This is a genomic window from Bradyrhizobium sp. 35, from assembly GCF_023073215.1.
Taxonomy (GTDB): domain Bacteria; phylum Pseudomonadota; class Alphaproteobacteria; order Rhizobiales; family Xanthobacteraceae; genus Bradyrhizobium; species Bradyrhizobium canariense_D.
This window is the reverse complement of record NZ_JADPJC010000144.1, coordinates 328,208-354,093: the sequence shown is the minus strand read 5'-3', so window position 1 is coordinate 354,093 and position 25,886 is coordinate 328,208. Positions and strand designations below refer to the sequence as shown.

The 25,886-nt window shown below is 64.6% G+C and carries 26 protein-coding genes; 17 read left to right on the top strand and 9 right to left on the bottom strand.

The window, feature by feature from the left end; genetic code table 11:
* The first annotated feature begins 87 nt into the window (after window positions 1–87).
* From pcaF to IVB36_RS30325, 6 genes are all read left to right on the top strand, one after another.
* Window positions 88–1,296, top strand: coding sequence for a 3-oxoadipyl-CoA thiolase (gene pcaF / locus IVB36_RS30350; protein WP_018455901.1), 1,209 nt, complete (start codon window positions 88–90; stop codon window positions 1,294–1,296).
* 192 nt (window positions 1,297–1,488) lie between these two features.
* Complete coding sequence (locus IVB36_RS30345) at window positions 1,489–2,382, top strand: dioxygenase (RefSeq protein WP_018455902.1); 894 nt, start codon at window positions 1,489–1,491, stop codon at window positions 2,380–2,382.
* A 91-nt stretch (window positions 2,383–2,473) separates the two neighbouring features.
* Entirely contained in the window at window positions 2,474–3,175 is a 702-nt protein-coding gene (pcaH, locus tag IVB36_RS30340; protein WP_018455903.1) for a protocatechuate 3,4-dioxygenase subunit beta, read from the top strand.
* Window positions 3,176–3,766 (top strand): protocatechuate 3,4-dioxygenase subunit alpha, encoded by a 591-nt coding sequence (gene pcaG / locus IVB36_RS30335; protein WP_018455904.1) that lies wholly within the window; start codon window positions 3,176–3,178, stop codon window positions 3,764–3,766.
* 208 nt (window positions 3,767–3,974) lie between these two features.
* Window positions 3,975–5,666, top strand: coding sequence for a methyl-accepting chemotaxis protein (locus tag IVB36_RS30330; protein ID WP_018455905.1), 1,692 nt, complete (start codon window positions 3,975–3,977; stop codon window positions 5,664–5,666).
* 48 nt (window positions 5,667–5,714) lie between these two features.
* A complete protein-coding gene (locus tag IVB36_RS30325) occupies window positions 5,715–6,809 on the top strand; it encodes a phosphotransferase (protein ID WP_018455906.1) in 1,095 nt (364 codons plus the stop codon).
* A 38-nt stretch (window positions 6,810–6,847) separates the two neighbouring features.
* Here the strand turns inward: IVB36_RS30325 and IVB36_RS30320 are convergent, their stop codons facing one another.
* The 3 genes from IVB36_RS30320 to IVB36_RS30310 are packed head-to-tail and all read right to left on the bottom strand — an operon-like array spanning window position 6,848 to window position 10,059.
* A complete protein-coding gene (locus IVB36_RS30320; protein WP_018455907.1) occupies window positions 6,848–8,404 on the bottom strand; it encodes an MDR family MFS transporter in 1,557 nt (518 codons plus the stop codon).
* Between the two features lie 4 nt (window positions 8,405–8,408).
* A complete protein-coding gene (locus tag IVB36_RS30315; protein WP_018455908.1) occupies window positions 8,409–9,584 on the bottom strand; it encodes an HlyD family secretion protein in 1,176 nt (391 codons plus the stop codon).
* On the bottom strand, window positions 9,577–10,059 hold the full coding sequence (locus tag IVB36_RS30310) for a MarR family transcriptional regulator (protein WP_026233050.1): 483 nt from the start codon (window positions 10,057–10,059) through the stop codon (window positions 9,577–9,579). Before IVB36_RS30310 ends, IVB36_RS30315 begins: the two co-directional genes overlap by 8 nt.
* A 157-nt stretch (window positions 10,060–10,216) precedes the next feature.
* Between IVB36_RS30310 and IVB36_RS30305 the strand changes: the two genes are divergently transcribed.
* The 6 genes from IVB36_RS30305 (at window position 10,217) to IVB36_RS30280 (ending at window position 16,289) form a co-directional block, all read left to right on the top strand.
* The gene (locus IVB36_RS30305; RefSeq protein WP_018455910.1) at window positions 10,217–10,711 is read left to right on the top strand and encodes a transcriptional repressor; all 495 of its coding nucleotides are present in this window, start codon (window positions 10,217–10,219) and stop codon (window positions 10,709–10,711) included.
* 35 nt (window positions 10,712–10,746) lie between these two features.
* Window positions 10,747–11,700, top strand: coding sequence for a DMT family transporter (locus IVB36_RS30300; RefSeq protein WP_026233051.1), 954 nt, complete (start codon window positions 10,747–10,749; stop codon window positions 11,698–11,700).
* Between the two features lie 12 nt (window positions 11,701–11,712).
* Window positions 11,713–12,996, top strand: coding sequence for a flavodoxin-dependent (E)-4-hydroxy-3-methylbut-2-enyl-diphosphate synthase (gene ispG / locus IVB36_RS30295; protein ID WP_018455912.1), 1,284 nt, complete (start codon window positions 11,713–11,715; stop codon window positions 12,994–12,996).
* Window positions 12,997–13,143: 147 nt separating this feature from the next.
* Window positions 13,144–14,040, top strand: a complete 897-nt coding sequence (locus IVB36_RS30290) for a TauD/TfdA family dioxygenase (protein ID WP_204513101.1) — start codon at window positions 13,144–13,146, stop codon at window positions 14,038–14,040.
* An 86-nt stretch (window positions 14,041–14,126) separates the two neighbouring features.
* The gene (locus IVB36_RS30285) at window positions 14,127–15,464 is read left to right on the top strand and encodes a Rieske 2Fe-2S domain-containing protein (protein WP_247394063.1); all 1,338 of its coding nucleotides are present in this window, start codon (window positions 14,127–14,129) and stop codon (window positions 15,462–15,464) included.
* Window positions 15,465–15,467: 3 nt separating this feature from the next.
* Window positions 15,468–16,289 carry an N-acetylmuramoyl-L-alanine amidase gene (locus IVB36_RS30280; RefSeq protein ID WP_018455915.1) on the top strand — a complete coding sequence of 274 codons (822 nt, stop codon included), beginning with the start codon at window positions 15,468–15,470 and terminating at the stop codon, window positions 16,287–16,289.
* 26 nt (window positions 16,290–16,315) lie between these two features.
* Here the strand turns inward: IVB36_RS30280 and IVB36_RS30275 are convergent, their stop codons facing one another.
* The 3 genes from IVB36_RS30275 to IVB36_RS30265 all read right to left on the bottom strand — a co-directional run bounded on the left by IVB36_RS30275 (window position 16,316) and on the right by IVB36_RS30265 (window position 19,408).
* Entirely contained in the window at window positions 16,316–17,923 is a 1,608-nt protein-coding gene (locus tag IVB36_RS30275) for a Na+/H+ antiporter (RefSeq protein ID WP_247394059.1), read from the bottom strand.
* A 49-nt stretch (window positions 17,924–17,972) separates the two neighbouring features.
* Window positions 17,973–18,842 carry a class A beta-lactamase gene (bla, locus tag IVB36_RS30270; RefSeq protein WP_026233052.1) on the bottom strand — a complete coding sequence of 290 codons (870 nt, stop codon included), beginning with the start codon at window positions 18,840–18,842 and terminating at the stop codon, window positions 17,973–17,975.
* Window positions 18,843–19,033: 191 nt separating this feature from the next.
* On the bottom strand, window positions 19,034–19,408 hold the full coding sequence (locus IVB36_RS30265; RefSeq protein WP_007598116.1) for a nuclear transport factor 2 family protein: 375 nt from the start codon (window positions 19,406–19,408) through the stop codon (window positions 19,034–19,036).
* A 91-nt stretch (window positions 19,409–19,499) separates the two neighbouring features.
* Here IVB36_RS30265 and IVB36_RS30260 point away from each other — a divergent pair, with 91 nt between their 5' ends.
* Both IVB36_RS30260 and IVB36_RS30255 read left to right on the top strand, forming a co-directional pair.
* Window positions 19,500–19,928 carry a GFA family protein gene (locus tag IVB36_RS30260; protein ID WP_247394056.1) on the top strand — a complete coding sequence of 143 codons (429 nt, stop codon included), beginning with the start codon at window positions 19,500–19,502 and terminating at the stop codon, window positions 19,926–19,928.
* Between the two features lie 178 nt (window positions 19,929–20,106).
* Entirely contained in the window at window positions 20,107–21,933 is a 1,827-nt protein-coding gene (locus IVB36_RS30255) for a caspase family protein (RefSeq protein WP_247295918.1), read from the top strand.
* Between the two features lie 16 nt (window positions 21,934–21,949).
* Here IVB36_RS30255 and IVB36_RS30250 read toward each other — a convergent pair whose 3' ends face one another.
* Both IVB36_RS30250 and IVB36_RS30245 read right to left on the bottom strand, forming a co-directional pair.
* A complete protein-coding gene (locus IVB36_RS30250) occupies window positions 21,950–22,642 on the bottom strand; it encodes a DUF1345 domain-containing protein (RefSeq protein ID WP_018455920.1) in 693 nt (230 codons plus the stop codon).
* Window positions 22,643–22,649: 7 nt separating this feature from the next.
* Window positions 22,650–23,573 (bottom strand): polyprenyl synthetase family protein, encoded by a 924-nt coding sequence (locus IVB36_RS30245; RefSeq protein ID WP_085361935.1) that lies wholly within the window; start codon window positions 23,571–23,573, stop codon window positions 22,650–22,652.
* A gap of 160 nt (window positions 23,574–23,733) precedes the next feature.
* Here IVB36_RS30245 and mtgA point away from each other — a divergent pair, with 160 nt between their 5' ends.
* The 3 genes from mtgA (at window position 23,734) to IVB36_RS30230 (ending at window position 25,544) form a co-directional block, all read left to right on the top strand.
* Window positions 23,734–24,408 carry a monofunctional biosynthetic peptidoglycan transglycosylase gene (gene mtgA, locus IVB36_RS30240; protein ID WP_018455922.1) on the top strand — a complete coding sequence of 225 codons (675 nt, stop codon included), beginning with the start codon at window positions 23,734–23,736 and terminating at the stop codon, window positions 24,406–24,408.
* A 168-nt stretch (window positions 24,409–24,576) separates the two neighbouring features.
* Entirely contained in the window at window positions 24,577–24,759 is a 183-nt protein-coding gene (rpmF, locus tag IVB36_RS30235; protein WP_007598106.1) for a 50S ribosomal protein L32, read from the top strand.
* A 143-nt stretch (window positions 24,760–24,902) separates the two neighbouring features.
* On the top strand, window positions 24,903–25,544 hold the full coding sequence (locus IVB36_RS30230; RefSeq protein WP_026233053.1) for a hypothetical protein: 642 nt from the start codon (window positions 24,903–24,905) through the stop codon (window positions 25,542–25,544).
* 1 nt (window position 25,545) lies between these two features.
* Here the strand turns inward: IVB36_RS30230 and IVB36_RS30225 are convergent, their stop codons facing one another.
* The gene (locus IVB36_RS30225; protein ID WP_026233054.1) at window positions 25,546–25,806 is read right to left on the bottom strand and encodes a hypothetical protein; all 261 of its coding nucleotides are present in this window, start codon (window positions 25,804–25,806) and stop codon (window positions 25,546–25,548) included.
* Between the last annotated feature and the right edge of the window lie 80 nt (window positions 25,807–25,886).

Sequence of the window (25,886 nt, the reverse complement as noted above, 5' to 3'; positions counted from 1 at the left end):
GTCAATTGACCTGCCGCGGGCGCCCTCCTAAAACTCCGTCGACATTGAAGAATTTAGGCCGGATCGCGGCATTCAGGGAGAACAACCATGCGTGACGTCTTTATCTGCGATGCCGTGCGGACCCCGATCGGCCGTTTTGGCGGGTCGCTCGCCAAGGTGCGTGCCGACGACCTGGCGGCGGCCCCGATCAAGGCGCTGATGGCCAAGCACCCCAATCTCGATTGGGCACAGGTTGACGAGGTCTTCTTCGGCTGTGCCAACCAGGCCGGCGAGGACAACCGCAACGTGGCACGCATGGCGCTCCTGCTTGCGGGCCTGCCGGATTCCGTTCCAGGCCAGACCCTGAACCGGCTCTGTGCCTCCGGTCTCGATGCGGTCGGTGCGGCCGGCCGCGCTATCCGTTCCGGCGAGATCGAGCTTGCGATTGCCGGCGGCGTCGAATCCATGACGCGCGCGCCCTTCGTGATGGGCAAGGCGCAGGAAGCGTTCTCGCGCTCGGCTGAGATCTTCGACACCACGATCGGCTGGCGCTTCATCAATCCGCTGCTGAAGGCGCAGTATGGCGTCGACGCGATGCCCGAGACCGGCGAGAACGTCGCCGAGGAATTCCAGGTCTCGCGCGCGGATCAGGACGCCTTCGCGATCCGCTCGCAGCAGCGCGCGGGCGCCGCGATTGCGGCCGGCTATTTCGCCGAAGAAATCACCCCGATCACCATTCCCGGCGGCAAGGCCGGCCCTGTCACCGTCGACAAGGACGAGCATCCGCGTCCCGAGACCACGCTGGAAGCCCTGACGAAGCTCAGGCCGATCGTGCGCAATCCCGGCACGGTGACCGCGGGCAACGCCTCCGGCGTCAATGACGGCGCCGCCGCGATGATCCTGGCGTCCGAGGCTGCGGTGAAGAAGCACGGCCTGACGCCGCGCGCGCGCATCCTCGGCCTCGCCTCCGCCGGCGTGCCGCCGCGCATCATGGGCATCGGCCCGGTGCCGGCCACCCGCAAGCTGATGGAACGTCTCGGCAAGAAAATCGGCGATTTCGACCTGATCGAGCTCAACGAAGCCTTTGCCTCGCAGGGTATCGCCTGCATGCGCCAGCTCGGCGTTGCCGACGATGCCGATTTCGTCAATCCGCATGGCGGCGCGATTGCGCTCGGTCATCCCCTCGGCATGAGTGGCGCGCGCCTCGCGCTCACCGCGGTGCACGGCATGGAGAAGCGCGGCGGCAAGCTCGCGCTCGCCACCATGTGCGTCGGCGTTGGCCAGGGCGTTGCGGTCGCCATCGAGAAGCTGAACTGACGGGACGCGCAGCGTGCCGTCATCCCGGAGCCGGGTGCCCCAGACTCGTCATGCCCGGGCTTGTCCCGCCTGCGAGGCCGAAGCCTCTTCGGCGAGGCGAAGGCCCGGGCATCCACGTTCTTGGTGCCGCGAGAAGAAGGTCGTGGATGGCCGGGACAAGCCCGGCCATGACGCAAGGTGAGGGAGCATCCCATGATCATCGCGCGCGAGCAGGACGTCACGGCCGCGGCCTTGGCGGTGATGGAGCAGACATCCGATCCACGGCTACGCCAGATCATGGTCTCCCTGGTCAAGCATCTGCACGGTTTTGTTCGCGACGTTCGCCTGACCGAGAAGGAATTCCGCGACGCCACGGCTGTTATCGCCGAACTCGGCAAGCTCTCGACCGACACGCATAATGAGGTCGTGCTGATGGCAGGCTCGCTCGGCGTCTCGCCGCTGGTGTGCCTGCTGAATAATGGCGATGAGGGCAACACGGAGACCGACCAGTCGCTGCTCGGACCATTCTGGCGGCTGAACTCGCCGCGGGTGGAAAATGGCGGATCGATCGTCCGCTCCGAGACCCCAGGCGCGCCGCTGTTCGTCAACGGCCGCGTCGTGGACAAGGACGGCCGTCCCGTCGCCGGCGCCGAGGTCGACGTCTGGCACGCGTCGCCGGTTGGTCTCTATGAAAACCAGGACCCCGAGCAGGCCGACATGAACCTGCGCGGCAAGTTTACGACCGACCAGGACGGAGCCTTCTCGTTCCGCTCCGTGATGATGGTCGGCTATCCCATTCCGACCGACGGCGTGGTCGGCCGCCTCCTGGAGGCGCAGAAGCGGCATCCCTATCGTCCCGCGCACCTGCACGCGTTGGTCTTCAAGCCCGGATTCAAGGTGCTGATCTCGCAGGTCTACGACCCCGCCGACCCGCATATCGATAGTGACGTGCAGTTCGGCGTGACCAAAGCGCTGATGGGCAAGTTCCTGCGCCATGACACGCCACATCCGACCGAGCGCGACGTCGCGACGCCCTGGTATTCGCTGGACCATGTCTATCGGCTCGAAGCCGGCGAGGCCGTCCTGCCGCGTCCGCCGATCAAATAGGGCTCAAAGCCGCTTCCCCCAATTAGTTATATCCTATAATGATTGGCGGAAGCGTTGACCGGTCGGAAAAGGGCCGGGGAGGAGTTCGCCAATGACATTCATCTATCCCGTCGACAGCAACACGGCGCATCCGCTGCCGCTGTCGCCCGAGTACAAAAGCTCGGTCAAGCGTGCGCCGAACAAACCCTTGATCCCGATGCGCCATACGCTGTCGGAGCTGACCGGCCCGGTCTACGGCCACGAGACCGTTCGCGAGGGCGACAATGATCTCACCACCCAACACACCGGCGAGCCGCTCGGGGAACGCATTATTGTGCACGGCCATGTGCGCGACGAGGACGGCCGCGGCGTGCCGAACTCGCTGGTCGAGATCTGGCAGGCCAATTCCTGCGGCCGTTACGTTCACGTCCGCGACCAGCATCCCGCTCCGCTCGATCCGAACTTTACGGGCGCCGGCCGCACCGTGAGCGACGTCTCCGGTTACTACCGCTTTGTCACCATCAAGCCTGGCGCCTATCCCTGGGGCAACCATCATAACGCCTGGCGTCCCGCACACATCCATCTCTCTGTGTTCGGCCATTCCTTCGTCACGCGTCTCGTGACGCAGATGTACTTCCCGGCCGATCCGCTGTTCCCGTTCGATCCGATCTTCAATTCGGTGCCGGACGAGAAGGCGCGGGCGCGGATGGTGTCGTCATTTGATCTCGAGAACACCCAGCCCGAATGGGCGCTGTGTTACCGCTTTGACATCGTGCTGCGCGGCAAGAACGCCACCCCTATGGAGAACCATTAAGTGCAGGACAATGGGATCACGCCGTCGCAGACCGTCGGCCCGTTCTTCAAATACGGCCTGACGCCGACCGGCGAGTATGCCTGGAATGATGCGTTCACCAACTCGACGCTGACGCCCGACGTCACCGGCGATCGCGTCCGGATCGAGGGCCGCGTGTTCGACGGCGACGGAGTCGTTGTGCCCGATGCCATGCTGGAGATCTGGCAGGCCGACGCGCAGGGGCGCTTCGCGGATCCGCAGGACAAGCGCGCGCTGCCGAATGCGAGCTTCCGCGGCTTTGCCCGTTGCGGCACCGACAAGGACGGCAATTATTCCTTTGAAACCATCAAGCCGGGCGTGGTGCCCGATCCCGACGGCAAGCCGCAGGCACCGCATGTCCTGCTTGCGGTGTTTGGTCGCGGCATGCTGCGGCATCTCTATACCCGCATCTATTTCAGTGACGAGGCCGGCAATGCCGCCGATCCCGTGCTGGCGGTGGTGCCTGCCGACCGTCGCGCCACGCTGACGGCCGTGCGCGAGGCCGGCAAGCCGGTGTACCGGCTCGACCTGCGGCTCCAGGGCGACAACGAAACGGTATTTTTCGACGTGTGACCCCCAGCGCCGTCCCGGACAGGCGGAGCGCCGATCCGGGACGACAGCGGAGGACGGGCCCAAGCTTCGCTGCCCGAAACTGTTGACCTGACGCCATTTCCCGTATTTTTCCGGAGTTCGCGCGATGCAATTTCCGCGCGATGCAATCCCGTGTTTACCGTAATCCTTTAGGGTCCGTGGGATTCAGCGCGGCCCATTGGATTTTTCCATGAAAATTCGTCTTTCGCTTTCTTCCGCAATCATTGCTTTCGGCATCGTTCTGGCCATCGGCTTTACCGCCGTGGTCTCGACCAGCCTCTACGCCTTGAAAGAGCTCAAGGTCGGCGGTCCGCTCTATTCTGATATCAAGCTCGGAAACGATCTCATCGCCGACATCCTGCCGCCGCCGGAATATGTGATCGAGGCCTACCTCGAGGCCACGCTCGCCATGCGCGAGCCCGACCAGCTGGCGGCCCATGCCGAACGCCTGGCCCAGCTCCGCAAGGATTACGACGAGCGCAAGGCATTCTGGGTCACCTCCAGCCTCTCGGCCGACCTGAAGACGACCCTGGTGTCGAAATCCGACGCCGAGGTGCAGAAGTTCTGGAAGCTGTTGTCCGACCAGCTCCTCCCCGCCCTCAAGGCCAAGGATACGGCCGTCTCCGAGCGGGCCTACGCGCAGCTCAAGGAGGCCTATACCGCGCATCGCGCCGTCATCGACAGCATCGTCGAGAGCGCCAACAAGCAGAATGCCGACATGGAGAAGCTGGCCGCGGACCGCGACAGCTCGATGCTTTACATCCTCCTCGGCGTCTCCGCCGCCGTCCTCGCCTTCATTGCGGCGGGCCTGCTCGGCGTCGCCTTCGGCGTGATGCGCCCGATCGTGCGCATGACCAGCGCGATGCAAAAGCTCGCGACCGGCGATCTCGCCGCCGACATTCCTTTCGCGCACCGGCAGGACGAGGTCGGCTCGATGGCGGGTGCGCTCTTGGTGTTCAAGCAGTCCGCGGTCGAGAATTTCCGCCTGCGCGAGGAGCAGTTGCAGAAGGAGCAGGAGGCGGCGCTCGCCAAGCGTGAGGCCCTGCATCAGATGGCCGAAACCGTCGAGCGCGAGACCGGCCGCTCGGTCGACACCGCGAGCGCGGCGACGCAAGGCGTGGAGCGTGCCGCCTCCAGTCTGTCCGAGATCGCAAGGTCGCTCTCGACACAATCGCAGGCGGTCGCAGCCGCCTCCACCCAGGCCCTCGGCAGCTCGCAGACCGTCTCGGCCGCAGCTGAAGAACTCAGTGCTTCGATCCGCGAGATCGCAACCCAGGTCGCGCGGACCAGCACGGTTACAAAATCGGCGGTCGCCGGTCGGGAACAGGCGCGCTCGACCATCCAGACGCTGGCTGGATCGGTGAAGAAGATCGCCGAGGTCTCCGACCTCATCGGCGGCATCGCCGGCCAGACCAATCTGCTGGCACTCAACGCCACGATCGAGGCGGCGCGCGCCGGGGAGGCCGGCCGTGGCTTCGCGGTGGTCGCCGCCGAAGTGAAATCCCTCTCCGACCAGACCGCCAAATCCACCGAGGAGATCGCGCGGCTGATCGCCGAGATCCAGGCCTCGACGCAAGCCGCCGTCGACGCCGTCGAAACCATGGGAGGCCACATCGTCGAGATCGACGGCGTCGCCACCTCGGTTGCCGCCGCGATGGAAGAGCAGGACGCCGCGACCCGCGAGATCACGCGGTCGATTTCCGAATCGACTTCCGCGGCGAAGGAGGTCTCGGCCAAGATCGGTGATGTCAGCCGCGACGCCGCCTCCGTGAACGAGCGCGCCGCGGAGGTCAGGCAGGCGATCGCCGGCATGGCGGCCAATCTCGAGCAGCTTCGGTCGGTCGTGGTCCGGACGGTGCGCGACTCCACAGCGGCGGCCTGAGCCCGGCGCGATGCCTATTGCTGGTGCCGGGGGGTGTGATTGTGCAGTATGGTCCGGGACGAGGGCATCGTGGCGTCCATGACACCTCCACAACTGCCGGCGGTCGTTGAGCGGGCTCGACTGACCGCTGCGCTACGCAGGGGCGGCGTGCTGGATGCGGGCGCCGTGCGCGAGGTGAAGGTGCTGCACCAATACCCCGCCATGGTGTCGCACGTTATCCGACTTGGGCTGCGCTATGTCGGGGAAGCAGCCGGGTCCCCGCACTCTGTCATCCTGAAGATCCCGAATCCGGCCTACGCCAAGTCGCTGGCAAATTCTGGTCGGCAGGAAGTGGCCTTCTACACCCGCCTTGCGCCAAATATGCCGTCGCACATCGTGCCGCGCTGCTACGATGGGCATTTCGACGAGGAGAGCCAGGACTGGCATCTGCTGCTCGAAGATCTCACCGACAGCCATGACGTTGCAGCTGACTGGCCATTGCCGCCCTCACGCGATCAGGCGATGGCGATCGTAACGGCGCTCGCCCGCTGGCATGCATCTTGGTGGGACCATGCGGGTCTCGGCGACACCATCGGCACCTGGATGAGCCTTGATGATACGGCGAGTCTGATAGAGACATTCGCCGGCCATTACGACCGCTTCGCCGATTTGCTTGGTGATCGCCTCAGTGAGGAGCGGCGGACCCTGTATCGGCGCTTCATCGACAAGGCCGAGCAACTGTTGCAACGCTACCATTCGCATCGCCATGTGACCATCGCTCACGGCGATGCCCATACCTGGAATTTCCTGCTGCCACGCGCGGGCATCGCTGACGCTGTGCGCATTTTCGATTTCGATCATTGGCGCATCAACGTTCCTACCCACGACCTTGCCTATATGATGGCGACGCAATGGTATCCAGAGCGCCGGCAGGCGCTCGAACGCCCGCTGCTCAATCGCTATCACGAGATGCTGATGGCGCACGGTGTCAGCGGCTATACGCGCGGCGCGCTCGACCAGGACTATCGGCGGTCGGTGCTGTGGCACATCACCAAGCCAGTCTGGCAGTGGAGCATCAACATCCCACCGGTGATCTGGTGGAATAATCTGGAGCGGGTGATGATGGCGGTCGAGGATCTGGGCTGCGAGGAGATTTTGGGGTAGAGGCGCGCAACATCATCGGTGTCGTCCCGGCGAAGGCATCACTCCATCACCGCATGTTCCGGCCCCGCCGCCTGCTTGCGCAGGGTGGCCTTGGTCGAGCCGATCAGCAGGGCGAGCGGGATGGTGCAGAGGATGAAGAACATCACCAGCTCGTAGTCGTGCGCGAAGGCGATGATCTGCGCCTGCACGCTGACCATGCGATCGGCCATGGCGCGACCGGCGTCGGTGGAGAGATTGATCATGCCGCTGACGCTGGGCATCTGGAGCGCATGGTTGAACGGGTTGATGTGTTCGGACAGGATCGCGTAGGTCCGCCGCGTGCCTTGTGTCAGCTGGGCGATGACGACGGAAATGCCCACCGAGCTCGCGACGTTGCGCATCAGGGTCAACATCGCGGTGCCGTCGGTGCGCAGCTCATTCGACAAGGTCAGGAATGCCACCGTCGAAAGCGGCACGAAGACGAGGCCGAAGCCGAAGCCCTGGATCACGCTGACGGTCACGATCTCCGGCACCTGGGTCAAATCGGTCCAGCCGGTCATCTGGAACAGCGAGCCCGCGGTCAGCGTCAGGCCGGTGATGATCAGTGTGCGGGCTTCGATGTAACGCATCATGCGGCCGACCAGCATCATGGCGAAGAAGGTGCCGAAGCCGCGGCTCGCCAGCAGCAGGCCCGCGGTGATGATGGGATAGCCGATCACGTTCTGCATATAGGGGGAGGCCAGCGCCATGGTCGAGAACAGCACGAGGCCCATCACGACCATGAACACGCAGCCGGTGACGAAATTGCGGTCCTTGAAGAGCCCGAAGCGGATGAACGGTGTCGAGGTCGTGAAGGAATGCGCGATGAAGAAGTAGAAGGCGACGGCCGAGACGATGAACTCCGCAAGGATCTCACCCGATTCGAGCCAGCCCAATTGCTCGCCGCGGTCGAGCGCGAGCTGAAGCGACCCGATCGCGACCGCCAGCGCCGCGAAGCCGAACCAGTCGAACTTGAGACTGAGATCCTTCCGGGTCTCGTCCATGAAGATGATCAGCCCGATCACGGTGATGGCGCCGAACGGCAAATTGACGAAGAACACCCAGTGCCAGGAATAAGTCTCGGTCAGCCAGGCGCCGAGCGAGGGACCCATGATCGGCCCCATCATTACGCCCATGCCCCAGATCGACATCGCCTTGGCGCGTTCCTGGAGCGTGTAATAGTCGAGCATCACCGATTGCGACAACGGCACCAGGGCCGCGCCGAACACGCCCTGCAGCAGGCGGAAAATCACCATCTGGTTGATGTCCTGCGCAAGCCCGCACAGCACCGATGCCATGGTGAAGCCGGCCGAGCAGATGATGAAGATGCGCTTGCGGCCGAAGCGGTTGGCGATCCAGCCCACCGGTGCCGTCATGATCGCGGCGGCGACAATGTAGGAGGTCAGCACCCAGTTGATCTGGTCCTGCGAAGCCGACAGCGTGCCCTGCATGTAGGGCAGGGCGACGTTGGCGATGGTGGTGTCCAGCGCCTGCATGATGGTTGCCGTCATGGCGCAGATCGTCACCATGTTCCGGCGCAGGCCGGGGACCATAAGGGCGGGATTGGACTCCGCCATAGGATTAGTCCTTGTCCTGATCTTTGTCTTGGCTCGCGGTCGCCGACAGGCCGAGCAGACCGGCGAGCGAGCGCTGGTGGCCGGTGTCGATGGTGGCGTAAACGCTCATGCCGGCCTTCAGCTTGCGTACGTATTTGTCGGTCTCGTCGAAATAGATGCGGATCGGCACGCGCTGCACCACCTTGACGAAATTGCCGCTGGCGTTCTGCGGCGGCAGGATCGCGAATTGCGCGCCGGTGCCGGGCGAGAGCGAGCCGATCTTGCCCTTGAAGGTATGGTTCGGGAACGCGTCGACCTCGAGCGTGACCGGCTGTCCTTCGGTGACGTAGGTGAGGTCGCTCTCCTTCGGATTGGCGTCGACCCAGGGATGGGCCACGTCGATGATGGAGAACACCGGCGTGCCGGCGGCGACGTAGCGGCCGAGCTGGATCTGTTCGACCTGTGTTGCCACGCCATCCATCGGCGCGCGCAGCACGGTGTGGTCGAGGTTGCGCTGGGCATCGTCCAGCTTGGCTTTCGCTTGCGCGTAGGCGGGGAATTGCTCCAGCGGCAACTCGGGATTCCCCAGCAATTGGGTCTTGGCATTGGAGAGTTGCTGCTTGATGTATTGCGCCTGCGCGCCGGCGGTAACCAGTGCATTGGACGCGTTGTCGAGATCGAGCTGCGAGCCGTAATTGTTCTTCACCAGCGACTGCTTGCGTTCGACGTCGCGCTGCTTCAGGTCCATGCCCTGCTGGGCAAGATTGAGCATGTCACCGTAGATCTTGATGTTGGCAACAAGATTGTCATAGGTGATGCGGGCTTGGGCGAGTTGCGCTTTGGCTTCTTCCAACGCATGACGGAACGGAGCGGGGTCGATCTCGAACAACTCGTCGCCGTGCTTGACGACCTGACCTTCCTTGACGACGACCTTCTGGATTTTGCCGGAGATATCAGGGGTCACCAGCACTTTCTGCGCGCCGACATAGGCGTCATCAGTGCCGACGTAACGGCCGCCATTGAGATAGAAGGTGAAGCCGGCAACCGCGACGACGAGCGGCAGCACAACCAGGAGCAGCACGCGGCGATAGCGGCGCAGGCCCGCCACCAGGCGGCGGCGCGGATCGGTGCCGGCTTTCTTGGTGGGCTTGCCGCCGTCGATTTTCTGCTCGGGCTGGAACTTGAGAACCTGATCAGCCATAGCGTTGCTCCTTACGCGCTTGTTCCGCTCCGCTGCTCTGGATCGCGGACCGCACGTTTTCCTTGATTGTTTCGAGTTGGGTGAGGAGGCGATGGGCGTCCGCCGGAGTGATGCCGTCGAGCGCGTTGGCCGTGAGCTCGGACTTCAGCCCGCTCATCCGCCCGAGCAACTGCCGCCCGGCCTTCTTCAGGTACAGCCGCTTGACGCGGCGATCCGAAGGATCGTTGCGTCGCTCGATCCAGTCGCTGTCACAGAGTTTGTCGATCAGGCGCGTCAGCGTGATCGGCTGCACCTCGAGAAGCTCGGCGAGTTCCGACTGCTTCATGCCTTCGCTGCGCTCGACCTTGGCCAGCACCGCCCATTGCGCGCGGGTGATGCCGAAGCGCGAGGCTTCCTTGTCGGCATAGACCCGGAGCAGGCGATAGAGCTCGGCGAGCGTAAACAGGAAGTTCTGGTCCACGGGCCCTGGGCTCATGAGCTTGGTCTCCAATAAGCTTGCAATATAATAAGCAAGCTTATGATTATTTCATGGCGGGTTTGCGGGACGCTGTCCCGCAGGCCGAGCATGGCTGCTGGCCGCATCGCCGGTCCTGCTTTGGGTTCCCCTTTCGAAATGCTAGAACGCCGGTCGCATGACCCTCGCAAAACCGGCATTTCCCGCGCCCGATCACGATCACGGCCGCTGCACCGCGGATGCGCTGGCGCATGCCGAGGCCGTTTGCGGAGAGCGCGCGCAGAAATTCACGCCTATACGCCGCCATGTATTGGGGGCGCTGCTCTCGAGCCACCGGCCGCTCGGCGCCTATGAGGTCATCGACGAACTGGCGAAGTCGATGTCGCGGCCGGCGCCGATCACGGTCTATCGTGCTCTCGATTTCCTGATGGCCAACGGCCTCGTGCACCGGATCGAAAGCCGCAACGCCTATCTCGCCTGCGCCGCTCACGACCACGACGCGATCTCGGCGGTGACGTTCCTGATCTGCGAGCGCTGCGGCCTGGTCGGTGAGATTCCGTCGGCATCCTTCGCCAAGGACCTCAACGCCGCCGCGCGCAGCTCAGGCTTCGCTCCCAAATTGTCGGTGGTGGAAATCACGGGCGTTTGTGCGCATTGTCAGAAAGCCGCATAGAGCAACAACGGCGCAAAGCCGGTTTTTAGGAAGAAATGTCCTCACCTCAAGCCATACCGTCCGCCGGTCGTCCCCTCAGTGCCGGCGCCATCGCCCTGATGCTCATGCTGTGCCTGACCTGGGGGTTCAACCAGATCGCCGTGAAGCTGGTGCTGCCGGACATTCCGCCGATGCTTCAGGCCACGTTCCGCTCGATGGGCGCGCTGCCGGTGCTGTTCATCATCGGCAGCTTGCGCGGCGTTAAATTCTTCGAGCGCGACGGCACCTGGAAGCCCGGCGTCATCGCCGGACTGATGTTCGGCATCGAGTTCGTGCTGATCTTCCAGGGCCTGCGGTTCACACCAGCATCGCGGGCGGTCGTGTTCCTCTACACCGCGCCGTTCTTCGTCGCGCTCGGCTCCTACCAGGTGCTCGGCGAGCGACTTGGCGGGACGCAATGGCTGGGGCTCGCCATCAGCTTTGCCGGTGTCGCGCTCGCGATCGGCGTGCCGCAGCCCAACGTCGATTCGCATGTCCTGCTCGGCGATCTCATGATCGTCGGCGGCGCCGCGCTGTGGGCGGCGACCACGCTAGTTGCCAAGGGCACGCGGCTGCGCTTCGCGGCGCCCGAGAAGGCTCTGGGCTATCAGGTCGCGACCTCGATCCCGATCCTGGGGCTGGCCGCCTGGCTGTTCGGGGAGACCATCCCCCACACGCCGTCGCCGCTGTCGCTGGGCCTGATGGCCTTCCAGGCGATCTGGGTCGTGGGAACCACGTTCACGCTTTGGTTCGCGCTGGTGAAGACCTATTCGGCCAGCAAATTGTCGGCTTTTACCTTCATCACCCCTTTGTTTGGCGTGGTGGGTAGCTATTTCATCATGCACGACACGCTGAACCTGACATTCGGGGCTGCCGCCCTCCTTGTCATTGCTGGGCTTTTTCTGGTTAACCGTCCCAGTCAATCCGCTGCGGCGCCGCGCGATGCATTGCTGAACGTCACCAAAACCTGATATTTGGACGCCATGAACAAGCTCGAAAAAACCATCGATTCCGACGTCGCGGGCCCCGCGCCCCGGCACAAGACCACCCAGGTCAAGGTCGGCGACGTTGCCGTCGGCGGCGGTGCCCCGATCGTCGTGCAGTCAATGACCAACACCGACACCGCCGATATCGACGGCACCATTGCCCAGGTCGCAGCGCTCGCCCGCGCGGGCTCCGAAATGGTCCGCATCACCGTGGACCGCGAGGAGGCCGCCGCTGCCGTCCCGCACATCCGCGACGGCCTGCTCAAGCGCGGCATCACCACGCCGCTGATCGGCGACTTTCACTATATCGGCCACAAGCTGCTCGCCGCCTATCCGGCCTGCGCCGAGGCGCTCGCCAAATATCGCATCAATCCCGGCAATGTCGGCTTCAAGGACAAGCGCGACACCCAGTTCGCCGACATCATCGAGATCGCCAACAAGAACAACAAGCCGGTGCGCATCGGCGCCAATTGGGGCTCGCTCGACCAGGAGCTCTTGACCAAGCTGATGGACGAGAACGCCGCCTCCCCCGATCCGCGCGACGTGCGCGCGGTGACGCGCGAGGCCATGGTGCAATCCGCGCTGCTCTCGGCCGCGCGCGCCGAGGAACTCGGCATGCCGAAGAATCGCATCATCCTCTCGGCCAAAGTCTCGGCCGTGCAGGATCTGATCGCGGTCTATCAGGATCTCGCCAGCCGTTCCGACTACGCGATCCATCTCGGCCTGACCGAGGCCGGCATGGGCACCAAGGGCATCGTGGCGTCCTCGGCCGCGCTCGGCATCCTGTTGCAGCAGGGCATCGGCGACACCATCCGCATCTCGCTGACGCCGGAGCCCGGCGGCGACCGCACCCGCGAGGTGCAGGTCGGCCAGGAGCTCTTGCAGACCATGGGTTTCCGCACATTCGTGCCGCTGGTTGCGGCGTGCCCCGGCTGTGGCCGCACCACCTCGACCACATTCCAGGAACTGGCCAGCTCGATCCAAGGTTTCATCCGCGACGAGATGCCGACCTGGAAGACGAAATATCCCGGCGTGGAAGAGCTCAACGTCGCGGTGATGGGCTGCATCGTCAACGGCCCCGGCGAATCCAAGCACGCCAATATCGGCATCTCGCTGCCGGGCACGGGCGAGGCGCCGGCTGCCCCGGTGTTCGTCGACGGCAAGAAGTTCCGCACCCTGCGCGGCCCGACCATCTCCGCCGACTTCAAAGCACTCGTGATCGACTACATCGAGCAGCGCTACGGCCAGGGCGCCAAGGTGCCGGTGACCGCGGCGGAATAGTTCTGCTCCAGATCAGGAATCGTAGGGCGGGTTAGCGAAAGCGTAACCCGCCTTATTTTTGCAGGCGCGAAGTGGCGGGTTACGCTTCGCTAAGCCGCCCTACATTGCTACGATGCTCCCAAGCAAGAATGCATCGGGAGACACGCCATGAGCTCACTCGCCGGCAAGCAGGGCCCGCGCTATCGCCACGCGACGGACGACGGCGCGCCTTACGAGACCATCGCGGTCGAAAAGCTGACCCCGATCATCGGCGCGGAAATCTCGGGCGTCGACATCGGCAAGCTCGTCTCCGACGATGCGCGCTCCAACCGGCAGATGGACGAGGTCCACCGCGCGCTTGCCGAAAACCTCGTCATCTTCTTCCGCGACCAGCACATCACGCCACAACAGCATCTCGCCTTCGGCCGCAAGTTCGGTGAGCTGCATTTCCATCCCGCCGCGCCGCATGAGGATGAAGACCCGGCCCTGATGAAGATCTATGCGGATGCGAATTCGCCGCGGGCCAATGGCGAGGGCTGGCATTCCGACGTGTCCTGCGATCACGAGCCGCCGATGGGCTCGATCCTCTACATCAAGCAGTGCCCGCCGCGCGGCGGCGACACGCTGTTCGCCAACATGTATGCGGCCTACGAGGCGCTGTCGGACCGGATGAAGGCCTATCTCGACGGGCTGACTGCGTTGCATGACGGCGAGCCGATCTATCGCGGGCTCTACGCCAATTACGGCGTCGCCGACCGCCCGTCCTATCCGAGTGCCGAGCATCCCGTGGTGCGCACGCATCCGGTCACCGGCAAGAAGGCGCTCTACGTCAACCGCGGCTTCACCCGCCACATCAACGGCATCCCGCGCGACGAGAGCGAGGCGATGCTTGCCTATCTCTACCAGCACGCCGAGAATCCGCTGTTCCAGTGCCGCTTTCGCTGGACAGAGAATGCCATCGCCTTCTGGGACAACCGCTGCACCCAGCACCGCGCGATGTGGGATTATTGGCCGCACACGCGCTCCGGCACGCGCGTGACGGTGAAGGGGGAGCGGCCGGTTTAACCGGCCTGCGCGCCGCGTTCCGCGTTGACGTCTTCCCGCGTCCGCGCCAATCTTGCCGGCAACAACGACCGTCGGGAGGATTTTCCATGCTCCGCGCCGAGGACAACAAATTCCTGACCGAGTCGGGCTCTGGTACGGGCATGGGCGAATTGTTGCGCCGGTTCTGGATTCCTGTGCTGCTGTCCGAAGAACTCCCTGAACCCGACGGCGAGCCGAAGAAGATCATCGTTCTCGGCGAGGAGCTGCTCGCCTTCCGCGATACGCGCGGCGTTGTCGGAATCATCGATCAATACTGCCCGCATCGCGGCGCCAATCTCTGGCTCGGGCGCAACGAGGAATGCGGCATCCGCTGTGTCTATCACGGCTGGAAGTTCGACACCGACGGCCGCTGCGTCGACATGCCGACCTCCTATCCCGACCTCAACGCCAAGGATCTCATCCGCATCAAATCCTATCCGGCGCGCGAATGGGGCGAGATGATCTGGGCCTATATGGGTCCCGCGGATGCGATGCCCGAGCTGCCCGATCTCGAAATGGCACTGCTGCCGGCCTCGCACCGCTATGTCAGCAAGAAATGGCAGGACTGCAACTGGGTGCAGGCGCTGGAAGGCTCGATCGACACCGCGCATTTCACCTTCGCCCATCTCTCCTTCGACAAGGAGGAGAACGAGATCCTGGACATCAAGAAGCATTTCGTGAATCCGATCGCGCGGATGTCGAGCGATCACATGCGCTGGATCGCGGAGGATCCGCGCCCTGTGATCAAGATCGCCGCGCACGCAGCGGGCCTCACCATCGCCGGCGGGCGGCTCACCGGCGGCGACAACATCTACTGGCGCATTGCGCAATTTCTGATGCCGTTCCACGCCTATGCCCCGAGCGCGATGCCGGGTGAGAACATCTTTGGGCAGACTTTCGTGCCCGTCACCGACACCAATTACTGGATCTACACCTATGCCTGGAATCCGGAACGGCCGCTGACGCAAGCCGAGCGCGACGTCTTTGACCGCGGCAACGGCGTGATCGCGGAGGTTGGCGACAATTACGTGCCGCTGCGCCACAAGGGCAACGACTATCTGATCGACCGCAAGATGCAGAAGACCAGGAGCTACACCGGCATCAAGGGCGTCTCCGAACAGGATGCGGCCGTGCAGGACAGCCAGGGCCCGATCGCCGACCGCACCCGCGAGCATCTCGGTCCGACCGATCTCGGTATCATGCATTTCCGGAAAGTCGTGATGGAGCTGGCGCGGGCGCTTCAGCAGGGCGAGCCGCCGCCGCAGGCCGCGCATCAGGATCGCCATGCCGTGCGCTCGGGCGCCTGCGTCACCAGCAAGGCCAAGGACCTTTCCGCGGTGATGCTGGAGCGTTTCGGTGACGTCACAGGCTTTGTCGGCCGGCCGCGAACAGCGGCAGCGGAGTAGTACTTGGGACAGCCGCGCAGCATCATCGCAAGTCTCGTCTCGACGCTGGTCGCGTCGATCTTGCTATGGTCGCTGGCGCCTGCAGACTCTGGTCATGCTGCTATCGCGCGGAAAATCGCGAAACCCAAGCCGCCGCACGCGCCGGTCAAGTGTGAGCTGTCGAAATTCCGGATCCTCGTGGATGTCGGGCACACCCCGGACTCCTACGGCGCGTTGAGCGCGCGCAACGACACGGAGTTCGGCTTCAACTTCCGGCTTGCAAGTCTGATTACGGCGAGGCTCAAGGCCGAAGGCTTTGCCGCGACCCGGTTGCTCGTCACGGACGGCAAGGCGCGGCCGAGCCTGTTCAAGCGCGTCAGCACCGCGAATGACGCCCGGGCCGATCTCTTCCTGTCGATCCATCACGATTCGGTGCCGGACAAGCTGCTCGGGAGCTGGGAGTTCGACGGCGCGAACAGCTATTTCAGCGACCGCTTTTCGGGCCACTCTCTGTTCGTGTCGCAGCGGAATCCGCACTTCGCCGCCAGCCTGATGCTGGCCCGGATGATCGGCAGGCAGCTGAAGCAGCAGGACCTGCACTATGCCAGCCAGTACACCCTGCCGGTGATGGGCCGCTACCGGCGCCAATTGCTCGACAAGGATGTCGGCGTCTACCGCTATGACGGGCTCGTTGTGCTCTCGCAGACCCGCAGCGCCGCAGTGCTGCTCGAAGCGGGCTCCATCATCAACCGCGACGAGGAGATGGCGATGAACTCCCCGGAGCGGCAGGAGATCATTGCGGGCGCCGTGGCGGTGGCGATGAGGGAATTTTGCGAGAGGCGGTAGTTCGCGCCCCTAGCAATGACGGGAATCTATAGCGGCCCTCCCCGGTACTCCCGGTTTGCCAAGCTTGCCTCCTCCAGGTCCAGATCGCGCTCGATCCGCCGCCGCGTCTCGTCGGTGATCTGGCCCTCGCGCAGCAGCTCGTGGATGAACTTGCGCTCGGTGGCGATCAGACGGCGGGTCAGGGCGGTGCCGGCGGCGGAGACGTCGTGGTGGGTGGGATCGAGCGAGTCCGGCAGCTGGTTGACCCGGATCTCGTGGCGGGCGCGCAGGAGCCGCATCACCTCGTCGGACACGTCCTTTTCCTCGGTCAGCGCGTCGAGCGACTTTAGCGCCGCGTCGAGGGCCTGGCGCCGTGCCGCGATCTCGGCCTCGTGCTCGGCGGCATGCTCGTTGCGACCGGCTTCCGCGACACCGAGCCAACGAACCACGGGGGGCAGCGTGAGGCCGACGCCGATCAGTGTGACGAAGATGACGCCGAACGCGACGAACAGGATCAGGTCGCGAAACGGGAAGGCCTCGCCGCCCGGCAGCGTGAACGGCAGCGCCAGTGCTGCCGCCAGCGACACCGCGCCGCGCACGCCGGTGAGCGCAAGCACGAACGGCCATTGCCATGGTGGTGACGGATCGCGCGCACGCAGCGACTTGCTGAGCATTCGTGGCAGATAGGTCGCGGGATAGAGCCAGGCGAAGCGCGCGATCACGACCACCGCCAGCACCACGGCAGTCGCAATCATGATGTCGTCGAGCGGGAACGCCTTCGATTTCTCGTAGAGTGCGCGCATCTGGAATCCGGTGAGCAGGAACAGCAAGCCCTCGATCAGATAGATCACGAGGTCCCAGAAGAAGATGCCTTGCAGGCGCGTCGATGCCGAGATCAGCAGCGGGCCATTCCAGCTCACATAGAGGCCACAGGCGACGGTGGCGATCACGCCGGAGCCGCCGAGATGCTCGGGCAGCCAGTAGGACACGTAGGGCGTGATCAGCGACAGTGTCAGCTCGACCTGCGGGTCTCCCGACCATTTGCGGAACCGCAGGGAGAGCCAACCGACGCCGATGCCGAAGGCGATCTCGCCGGCGACGATGAGCAAGAACTCGCCGCCTGCCAGAGGCAGCGAGAATTGCCCGACCATGATTGCGGCGAGCGCGAAGCGGTAGAGGATCAGAGCGGTGGCATCATTCGCGAGCCCTTCGCCTTCGAGGATGACCATCAGCCTGCGCGGCAGATGCAGCCGGCGCGCGATCGCGAGCGGCGCCACCACGTCGGGCGGCGCGACGATGGCGCCGAGCAGGAAGCCGATCGTCCAGGGCAGGCCGATGAAATAATGCGTGGCGGTTGCGACCAACGCCGCGGTGAAGATCACCGCACCGACCGCCAGCAGCACGATCGGGCGAAGATTCTTTTTGAACTCGCGCCAGCTCATCGCGACGCTCGCCGAGTAGATCAGCGGCGGCAGCACCATCAGCAGCACCAGTTCCGGCGGCAGTTCGACCGCTGGCATGCCCGGCACGAAGGCAAGGCCGACACCTGAGAGCATCAGCAGAATGGCGGGCGCGATGTTGAAGCGGCGCGCGACAAGCGCGGTGCCCGCCAGCACGGCGAGCAGGATGAGAAAGGTCTGAAATTTCGCTTCCATGATGGTCTGTCTTCACCCGGAAGCGGTCGCAACGTCAATGCGTGCGGCTTTACGCCAGCCGTTCGGCCACCATGCGGCCGATGCGTGCGAACACGGTTTCGATCTGCGCCGCGCTCGGCGTGCCGCCCTGGGTATAGGCCGCGATCAGGATCGGTGCATCGGGCTTCGTATCGGGCTTGGGCCAGGCCACCGCGATGTCGCCGGATGCGTCCTTGCCGTTGTTGCCGGTCTTGTCGCCGATCTTCCAGCTTGCGGGGAGCCCGCCACGCAGCCGGTTCGCACCGGTCTTGCAGCCCACTAGCCACTCCGTGAGCTGCGCGCGCGAGGTGGCCGACAGCGCCTCGCCCGTGAGCAGCCGGCGCAGATTGCCTGCCATCGCCGCCGGCGTCGTGGTGTCGCGGGGATCGCCGGGCGGTGAGCGGTTGAGCTCGGGCTCGTTGTGGTCGAGCCGCGAGGCGGTGTCGCCGAGCGACCGCCAGAACGCGGTGAGTGCGGCGGGACCGCCGATCCGCGCCAGCAATAAATTGGCGCAGGTGTTGTCGCTGAGCTCGACGATCGCCTTGCACATCTCGGTGACCGACATTGCGCCGGCGGCAATGTTCTGCTTGGCGACCGGTGCGTACTCCAGCAGGTCGGCCTTGCCGTACGGGATCATGGCCGCAAGCTGATCCTCGCCACGATCGACCCGCGCCAGGACGCATGCCGCCAGCGAAGCCTTGAATGTCGAGCACATGACGAACCGTTCGTCGGCGCGCCAGGCGAGCCTTGCGCCGGTCGCGAGGTTCTCGGCATAGACCCCGATCCGGCCGCCACTCTCGCGCTCATAGGTTTCGAGCTCAGGCTGCGCGTCTGCGGCGAGCGCGGGGGAGGCGGCGATCCAGTACAGCGAGGCGAGCAGCGAACGGCGGTCGAGAAGCATGGTGGACCTTTTGAGCGAGACGGGGGCGGAGGAGAGATGCGGCATGCACTCCATCCGCATCGTCATTGCGAGCGCAGCGAAGCAATCCGGTCTTCCTCCGCGGAAAGACTCTGGCTTGCTTCGCTGCGCTCGCAATGACGGAGGATGTGGGAGGAGTGTGCCCGATTTCGGGCAGCGGAAGATTAGGCCCCTCACTCTCGCAGATCATACCGGTAAGACTTCGATACGATCTGCCAGCCATCGGCGAGCTTCATAGCCACCAGATAGTCCGTGAAAAAACGCGGCGGCAGTTGGCATCGGACCTTGATGAAGGCGGTCTTGTCGTCCGAACGGTCAATCGTGACGATGAAATCCTCGCGCGGCTTGCCTTCGGCCTTGCCGGAGGGGCGCTTGCGCACGCGGTCGAGCCAGTCCGGCACGGTCAGCACCTGCAGCTCGCCCTTCTCGACCCAGCGCAAATCGGCGGAGGGATGGAAGATGGCGCCGAGCTTTTCGGCATCACCCTCGTAAAGTCCGTCGAAGTAAGATTGCACGACGGCTTCGACGCTCGAACGGTTCTGGCTCATGGGTCATCCCTTTGAATGATGGCTCAGGGCGAACTTAGTCGTACACGTCAAAATGCGCTATGGTGTCCGTACCATTTGCTGGGACGCTGTGATGACCGGATCAGAGAATTCGAACGCTCCCTTCCTGATCGGCGAATGCTGCTGCCGCGCCGTGCGCTACGAGGTAGCGGACGCGTTCTCCTATGCGATGAACTGCCATTGCTCGAATTGCCGCCGCACCACCGGCGCTGCCTTCAAGCCGTTCGCCGGCATCGAGCAGGGCAAGCTCCGCATCGTCAGAGGCGAGAACCAGCTCACCATCTACGGTGACGAAACCACCCACGACGCCCACTGCGCCCGCTGCGGCTCGTTGCTTTATTCCCGGGTGCGCGACGGAAAATGGGTCCACGTCGCCATGGGAACCCTGGTCGGTGCCCCCTCGATCCGACCGAGCGCCCACATTTTCGTGGGGTCGAAGGCGCCCTGGCACGAGATTACGGATAATCTGCCGCAATATCGGGGCCACATCGGGGATGTCTGAGGGAACCTGCTGCGCACCTGTTTGGCGGCGAACCGCGGCCGGACTGGCGCGACGAACAAGGGGACCTTTCGGCTTGCCGCCGGCGCCATCTTCGTGACCTCCGTTACAAGCGTCCGCGACGGACCCTGCTAAAGCCGTCCCAAAGGGCGCGAATCGCCCCGAAATCGGAAGTCGTGTCATGCGCAAATTGCTCAGACTTTGCCCAGTCCTCCTCGCCGTCGCGCTGCTATTCGGCGCCGGGCCTGCTTTCGCCGGAAAGCGCGTCGCGCTCGTGATCGCCAACTCCGCCTATCAGCATGCGCCGTCGCTGACGAACCCCGTCAATGACGGTTCGGTGATGGCCCGGACGCTGAAGGAGGCCGGGTTCGACATCGTCGATTCCCGGCACGACCTGACGGCGCAGGAAACCCGGCGTGTGCTGCGCGAATTCGCCGACCGGACCCGCGATGCCGATATCGCCGTGGTCTATTATGCCGGCCACGGCCTCGAGGTCGAAGGCTCGAACTATCTGATCCCTGTCGACGCCAAGCTGGAGCGTGACACCGACGTCTTTGACGAGGCGCTCTCCCTCGACCGCGTCCTGGTCGCGGTCGAACCGGCTAAGCAGCTTCGCCTGGTGATCCTGGATGCCTGCCGTGACAATCCGTTCGGCAAGACCATGAAGCGCACGATCGCCTCGCGCGGCGTCGGCCGCGGCCTCGCCCAGGTCGAGCCGACCAGCTCGAACACGCTGATCGCCTATTCGGCCAAGGCCGGTTTCACGGCGCAGGATGGCGACGGTGCGAACAGCCCCTTTACGGTGGCGCTGTCGAAGCATCTGACGAGGCCCGGCCTAGACGTCCGCCGTGCCTTCGGCTTCGTGCGCGACGACGTGCTCAAGTCGACAGGTAATAAGCAGGAGCCGTTCGTCTATGGCTCGCTCGGCGGCGAGGACGTGCCGCTGGTGCCGGTCAAGGTGACCGCTGCGGCTGCCGCTGCGCCCAACCCTCAGGCCGACATCCGCCGCGATTACGAGCTCGCGCTCCAGGTCGGCAACCGGCCGGCGTGGGAGGCCTTTCTCGCCCAGCATCCCGACGGCTTCTATGCGAGCCTTGCCAAGCTGCAACTCGAGAAAATCGGCGCCGAGCAGGCTCATGCGGCGGCCACCGAGAAGGCGAAACAGGCCGAGGCCGAGCGCGATCGTCTTGCCGCACTTGGCGCGCAGAAGGATACGCAGGCCAAGGCAGCCGCCGATGCGGAGGCCGCCGAGCAGATACAGCTTGCGGCGCAAAAGGCCAAGGAGCAGGCGCAGCAGCAGGCGGCCGCTGCCGAGCAGCAGCGCGTCAATCTCGCCGCCGCGGCGCCGAGTGCAGCGCCCGCCAGCACGGCGGGCCCTGCCGGCACCAACGTCGCCTCGCTGACGCCGGCCATCGCGCCGGCCGATCTCAGCCGCTCGGTACAGACCGAGCTCGGCCGCGTCGGCTGCTTCTCCGGCGCCGCCGACGGCAACTGGACGACATCCGCGCAGCGGTCGTTATCGCAGTTCAACCGTTATGCCGGCACCAAGCTCGACGTGAAGGTGGCGAGCACCGATGCACTCGACACGGTCAAGTCGAAACAGTCGCGCGTCTGTCCGCTGGTTTGCGAGCACGGCTTCAAGACCGACGGCGACAAATGCACCAAGATCGTCTGCCGTGATGGCTATGCGCTCAACGACGACAACGAGTGCGAGAAGCAGCGTGCCGCCAAGCCTGCGACCGCCAAGCCTGCGACCGCCAAGCGGGACGACGGCGACGAGCGTCCCGCACGGCAGCGTCGTCAGGCCGGCGGTGAGGCTGCCGGAGCGGCCGGCGGCTTTGGTGGCGCTGCGGGCATCGCTGCTGCCGCTGGCGCCAGCCGCCGCTCGAGTGGCGGACAGCTATTCTGCAACAACAGTGGCTGTCGTGCGGTCAACCGCGGCTGCCATCTCGAATATCGCGGCGGCGGCGGCCCGGGCAACGATGGCAATGCCGAGGTCTGTAACTAGGATTGCGGAAATGAGTTCAGGTCGAGATCGCGCTCGCCGCGATGTTGACCGTCAGCGCCAGCAAGGCCGTGTTGTAGATGAATGAGACGATGCCGTGCGCGGTGGCGGTGCGGCGGATGGTCTTGTCGGAGATGCCGACATCGGAGACCTGCGCGGTCATGCCGATCACGAACGAGAAATAGACGAAGTCCCAGTAATCTGCGTGGTCTTCCTTGTCGCCGCTGGGAAACTGAAGGCCGCCCGGCGTGGCGTGCCGGTAATAATCATGCGCGTAATGCAGAGCGAAGATTGTGTGCACGGCGGCCCATGACAATACGATGGTGGTGATTGCGATGCTCAGCTCCAGGCCGCCGCGATGCGGCGTTCCAAGCTCGGAGACGATCGCGGCGATGCTGGCGAAGGCGCCGATCGCCGTCACCAGCAGGATCACGAAGCGACCGTCGTCCTGCATCGCTGCGGCGCGGCGGATGTGCTGGTGGTCGTTGCACAGCATCATCGCGTAGACCAGCACCAGATAAACGGCGATCAACGCATCCCAGCCGAACACAAGCCGCGTGACCAGCCGGTGCGAACCCGGGATGAGCAGGCAGACGAGAATACCAACGGCAAGCGACATGAACGTCCGCGGACGCGCATAAATCAGCCGCATCGGCCGCGACATCTTGCGAAAGCGGGCGAGGGCGGGGTCTTCCTTGCTGCCGCCCGCCATCGCGCTATCAGCTCTTCCGTTCGGCCACGAACCGCGCAGCCGCTTGCAGCACGGCGGCCCGTTCGCCGAAGATCGACACGGCGCTGTCGGCGCGCGCGAGCAGATCGCGCACGCGCTGCTTGGCGCCTTCGATGCCGAGCTGGGTGACGAAGGTGGTCTTGCCGAGCGCTGCATCAGCGCCGGCAGGCTTGCCGAGCGCGGCGGCATCGCCTTCGACGTCGAGCAGGTCGTCGGCGATCTGGAAGGCTTCGCCGAGCGCGCGGCCGTAATCGTCGAGCGCCTGATATTCCTTTTGCGAGGCCTGGCCGAGGATCGCGCCGGCGATGCAGCCGTAGCGCAGCAGCGCGCCGGTCTTCATCTGCTGAATGCGGGCGACGTCGATCGGCTCGTTGCCGCCAAAGCGGCCTTCGCCGGCGAGGTCGAGGATCTGGCCGCCGACCATGCCGCCGATGCCGGCGCAGCGCGCGAGTGCGCGGGTCAGCAAAAGCCTCACATTGGCGTCGCGATGAATCTCGTCGCGGGTGATGATGTCGAAGGCGAGTGTCAGGAGGCCGTCGCCGGCGAGGATCGCGGTCGCGTCGTCGGTCTTCTTGTGCAGGGTCGGGCGGCCGCGGCGCAGGTCCGAATTGTCCATCGCCGGCAGATCGTCATGGATCAGCGAATAGCAGTGGATGCATTCGAGCGCCGCACCGACGAGCAGCGCGGCTTCGCGGGACACGCCGAACACGGCCGCGCTCTCGACCACCAGGAAGGGCCGGAGGCGCTTGCCGCCGTTGAGGCTCGAATAGCGCATTGCGTCCATCAGTCGCTTGGGCCGGGCGATCTCATCGGGCAGGATGTCGTCCGACAGCAGGCGCCCGAGCAGGGCCTCGGTGTCATCAGCGGTCTTGTCCAGACGTTTGGCGAAATCGGACGGGGACGTGCCGGTCATCAAGAAGGGCTCCAGAACTAAAATTCGGCGGGACAATCCTTTATGCGCCCGCCTCAGTCAATCGTTTGGAAGGCCTAAAAAGTGCTGGAAAAGGCCCGAATTATCACAGACTTAATGCCGGGCCCGTGGCCGCGTTTCGTTCTGCGCCGGAAAGGTTGATTTGCGCGTCGTCAAAACCCTTCTCCTGGTGCTCGCGGTCGCGGCTCTCGCGCCCTATGTCGTCGCGCCGTTCTACCGTGCCGGCCATCCCGTTTCGACGCTGATGATCTGGCGCTCGCTGCGGGGTGCGCCGATGCAGCGGGAATGGATCGATCTGGCGGCGATGTCGCCCTCGCTGCCACGCTCGGTGGTGGCGGCCGAGGACGCCCATTTTTGCAAGCATCACGGCATCGACTGGGGTGCGCTGCGTGAGGCGATCGACGATGCGAAGGAGGACGGCACCCCGTTCCGGGGCGCTTCCACCATCACCCAGCAGGTGGCGAAAAACCTGTTCCTCTGGCAGGGGCGGGACTTCGTCCGGAAGGCGCTGGAATTCCCGTTGGCGCTGTGGATCGATCTCGTCCTGCCCAAGGCACGGATCCTGGAGATTTACCTCAACATCGCCGAGCTCGGCCCGCAGAGCCAGTTTGGGGCCGAGGCCGCCAGCGCCTATGCCTTCGGCAAGTCGGCGGCGAACCTCTCCCCCCGGGAGGCCGCGCTTCTAGCCTCTATCCTGCCGAATCCGGTCAAACGCAGCGCCAGGACGCCGGGACCGGGTGTCCGGCGGCTGGCCGGGACCTATGTGGCGCGAGCGCAGGCGAGTTCACTTTCGACCTGCTGGCGGGAGAATCGCTGATTTCCGGTCCTTTTCGGGCGCATTTTCCGGCCCAGAGCCCTAGATTTAAGGCAGGCCTTCCTCTATAAGCCCGGCCTTGACCGGCATTCAGCTCGCCTCGGTTTGCGGGTGCTGAGCCGTCCCCTCGCGGACGATGCCCCAAAACACCAATCCCTAGAGGATATTGAAATGGCCGTTCCGAGAAGAAAAACCTCGCCGTCCCGTCGTGGCATGCGCCGCTCGGCAGACGCCATCAAGAAGCCGACCTATGTGGAAGACAAGGATTCCGGCGAACTGCGTCGTCCGCACCATCTCGACCTCAAGACCGGCATGTACAAGGGCCGTCAGGTCCTGAAGAAGAAAGAGTCCTGAGTTCGGGACCTTTCTGTGGGCAGGACGATCGGGCCTGCCTGATTTCGGCCCACCCATGAGATATGACAGTGACGGCGGCGGAGCGAATGCATCGCCGCCGCATTGTCCTGTCTGGATATCTTGATCGAGAAGGCATTTCGCCGATGGTCGGTTTCCCGCTGCTCCTGATCCCGCTCGCGGTCTACAACATCATCGCATTCCTGATGCCGAGCGTGTCCTTTGCGGACGTGCTGTTCAAAGTGCCGATGATCACGGGCGAGGCCTGGCCGGTCACGCTCGCCGACGTGATGCTCGCGCTAGGTATCGTGCTGCTGCTGCTCGAAGTGGTCAAGGGCGCGCGGCCCGGCTCGAAATTCCTGATGGATCATCTGCTGTCGCTGATCGTGTTCGGCGCGGCTGCGGCCGAATTCGTGATGTGGCCGAAATTCGGCAACTCCACCTATTTCCTTCTGGTGCTGCTCGCGATGGCCGATTTCCTCGGCGGCATCGCCCAGCGCACCCGCCGCCGCGTCGCTTATGTCGCCGAAACGACGGTGCCGGCGCCCCGCAAGACCAAGCGCCAGGCCGAGACGCCGGCGGATGAGTTCGAGCCCAAGTTCGAGCCAGTGTCCGCTCCGCGACCAGCTCCGGCGGAGCCGCCCGCGCCCACGGCACAATCGGTCGCCGAATCCGTGCTGATGGATCACCCGGCGCCGAAGCCTGTGAGTGCGCCCTCGCCGGAAATTCCCTCGCCTCATTTGCAGCCGGGCAACGGCACCCAGCCGTCTCCCGACGCGCCGCGCTGATTCAAGCCACCTGCCGCGTGCGCGCGCTAACGCTCGGAAGCGGGCGCTTGCTGCCATAGGCGACCTGCGCATCCTCGGAAGAAGCGCGGCGGAGCCGGCTCGCCTGGGGCAGATGCTCGGCATTGGCGATGAGCTGGGCGACGAAGCTGGGATCGGGGCGTGGCAGCGGGGCCTTGTGGACCCACTGCAAAACTGGCATCAGCGGCACCAGGGCCGAGCCTGTGCCGTTGTCCGCCACGTCCAGTTGACCAGTACTCAACATCGCAATCACCGTTGACCGGCCTAGATTGTCGCGTTTCGAGACGCTGGCGCCGGTGCGTGTCATGTACTCGCAAGGCCTAT

Bases quoted from the DNA above. Each gene is read 5' to 3' on its own strand.
- IVB36_RS30320 (WP_018455907.1), bottom strand. From the start codon at position 8,404: ATGGCGGAGTCCAATCCCGCCCTTATGGTCCCCGGCCTGCGCCGGAAC.
- IVB36_RS30285 (WP_247394063.1), top strand. From the start codon at position 14,127: ATGCTCCGCGCCGAGGACAACAAATTCCTGACCGAGTCGGGCTCTGGT.
- IVB36_RS30265 (WP_007598116.1), bottom strand. From the start codon at position 19,408: ATGAGCCAGAACCGTTCGAGCGTCGAAGCCGTCGTGCAATCTTACTTC.
- IVB36_RS30310 (WP_026233050.1), bottom strand. From the start codon at position 10,059: ATGAGCCCAGGGCCCGTGGACCAGAACTTCCTGTTTACGCTCGCCGAG.
- rpmF (WP_007598106.1), top strand. From the start codon at position 24,577: ATGGCCGTTCCGAGAAGAAAAACCTCGCCGTCCCGTCGTGGCATGCGC.
- IVB36_RS30275 (WP_247394059.1), bottom strand. From the start codon at position 17,923: ATGGAAGCGAAATTTCAGACCTTTCTCATCCTGCTCGCCGTGCTGGCG.
- IVB36_RS30345 (WP_018455902.1), top strand. From the start codon at position 1,489: ATGATCATCGCGCGCGAGCAGGACGTCACGGCCGCGGCCTTGGCGGTG.
- bla (WP_026233052.1), bottom strand. From the start codon at position 18,842: ATGCTTCTCGACCGCCGTTCGCTGCTCGCCTCGCTGTACTGGATCGCC.
- IVB36_RS30255 (WP_247295918.1), top strand. From the start codon at position 20,107: ATGCGCAAATTGCTCAGACTTTGCCCAGTCCTCCTCGCCGTCGCGCTG.
- IVB36_RS30230 (WP_026233053.1), top strand. From the start codon at position 24,903: ATGGTCGGTTTCCCGCTGCTCCTGATCCCGCTCGCGGTCTACAACATC.
- IVB36_RS30305 (WP_018455910.1), top strand. From the start codon at position 10,217: ATGACCCTCGCAAAACCGGCATTTCCCGCGCCCGATCACGATCACGGC.
- IVB36_RS30330 (WP_018455905.1), top strand. From the start codon at position 3,975: ATGAAAATTCGTCTTTCGCTTTCTTCCGCAATCATTGCTTTCGGCATC.
- IVB36_RS30250 (WP_018455920.1), bottom strand. From the start codon at position 22,642: ATGGCGGGCGGCAGCAAGGAAGACCCCGCCCTCGCCCGCTTTCGCAAG.
- IVB36_RS30225 (WP_026233054.1), bottom strand. From the start codon at position 25,806: ATGTTGAGTACTGGTCAACTGGACGTGGCGGACAACGGCACAGGCTCG.
- pcaF (WP_018455901.1), top strand. From the start codon at position 88: ATGCGTGACGTCTTTATCTGCGATGCCGTGCGGACCCCGATCGGCCGT.
- IVB36_RS30245 (WP_085361935.1), bottom strand. From the start codon at position 23,573: ATGACCGGCACGTCCCCGTCCGATTTCGCCAAACGTCTGGACAAGACC.
- IVB36_RS30260 (WP_247394056.1), top strand. From the start codon at position 19,500: ATGACCGGATCAGAGAATTCGAACGCTCCCTTCCTGATCGGCGAATGC.
- IVB36_RS30315 (WP_018455908.1), bottom strand. From the start codon at position 9,584: ATGGCTGATCAGGTTCTCAAGTTCCAGCCCGAGCAGAAAATCGACGGC.
- IVB36_RS30290 (WP_204513101.1), top strand. From the start codon at position 13,144: ATGAGCTCACTCGCCGGCAAGCAGGGCCCGCGCTATCGCCACGCGACG.
- ispG (WP_018455912.1), top strand. From the start codon at position 11,713: ATGAACAAGCTCGAAAAAACCATCGATTCCGACGTCGCGGGCCCCGCG.
- pcaH (WP_018455903.1), top strand. From the start codon at position 2,474: ATGACATTCATCTATCCCGTCGACAGCAACACGGCGCATCCGCTGCCG.
- IVB36_RS30300 (WP_026233051.1), top strand. From the start codon at position 10,747: ATGTCCTCACCTCAAGCCATACCGTCCGCCGGTCGTCCCCTCAGTGCC.
- IVB36_RS30325 (WP_018455906.1), top strand. From the start codon at position 5,715: ATGGTCCGGGACGAGGGCATCGTGGCGTCCATGACACCTCCACAACTG.